This window comes from Streptomyces niphimycinicus, assembly GCF_018883605.1.
Taxonomy (GTDB): Bacteria; Actinomycetota; Actinomycetes; order Streptomycetales; family Streptomycetaceae; genus Streptomyces; species Streptomyces niphimycinicus.
Genome location: NZ_JAHLEM010000203.1, coordinates 1 through 864, shown reverse-complemented (window position 1 = coordinate 864; position 864 = coordinate 1). Strand labels below are relative to the sequence as shown.

The 864-nt window shown below is 72.3% G+C and carries 1 protein-coding gene; it reads left to right on the top strand.

Features of this window, described 5'->3' with window-relative positions; translation table 11 throughout:
- Window positions 1-143 precede the first annotated feature (143 nt).
- The coding region (locus KN815_RS19515; protein WP_216343231.1) for an energy-coupling factor ABC transporter permease at window positions 144-864 on the top strand (721 nt) is incomplete at its 3' end.

Here is an 864-nt window from a genome sequence, read left to right as displayed (position 1 = left end):
GCCTTCCGATCCCGGAAGGCCGCCGTCGGCGTGTGATCCTGGGCGATCCCGCCGGATTCCGCGATGACCGCGCTCTTGCGAATGACTTGCAGGTACGGGCTACCATCGGGCCGATAGCAGCAGCTCAGGAGCGGAGTCCCGCCATGCATGTGCCCGATGGATTCATCGACGCGCCGGTGTCGGCGGTGACCGGTGTGGTCGCCGCCGGGGCCGTCGCGGTCAGTTTGCGCGGTGCCCGGCGGGAGCTCGACGAGCGGACCGCGCCGCTGGCCGGGCTGGTGGCGGCGTTCATCTTCGCCGTGCAGATGCTCAACTTCCCCGTCGCCGCCGGGACCAGCGGGCATCTGCTGGGCGGGGCGCTGGCCGCGATACTCGTGGGGCCGTATACGGGGGTGTTGTGCGTCTCCGTGGTGCTGCTGATGCAGGGCGTCCTGTTCGCGGACGGCGGCCTTACGGCGCTCGGCGTCAACATCACGGACATGGCCCTGGTCACCACGGTCGTGGCGTACGCGATCTTCCGCACGATCGTGAAGCTGGCCCCGCATCGCCGCCGTACGGTCACCGTCGCGTCCTTCGTCGCGGCGCTGGTCTCCGTACCGGCCGCGGCGGTGGCCTTCACGGCGATCTACGCGCTCGGCGGCACGGCCGATGTGGCGATCGGCAAGGTCTTCGCGGCGATGGTCGGGGTGCATGTGCTGATCGGCATCGGCGAGGCGGCGATCACCGCGCTGACCGTCGGTGCCGTCGTGGCCGTACGGCCGGACCTGGTCTACGGGGCGCGGGGCGTGACCGCGCGCCCGCTGGAGATCCGCGACAGCCCGCTGGCCCCGGCCGCGCCGGGAGCGGTGGCCCGGGCCGGGGCGC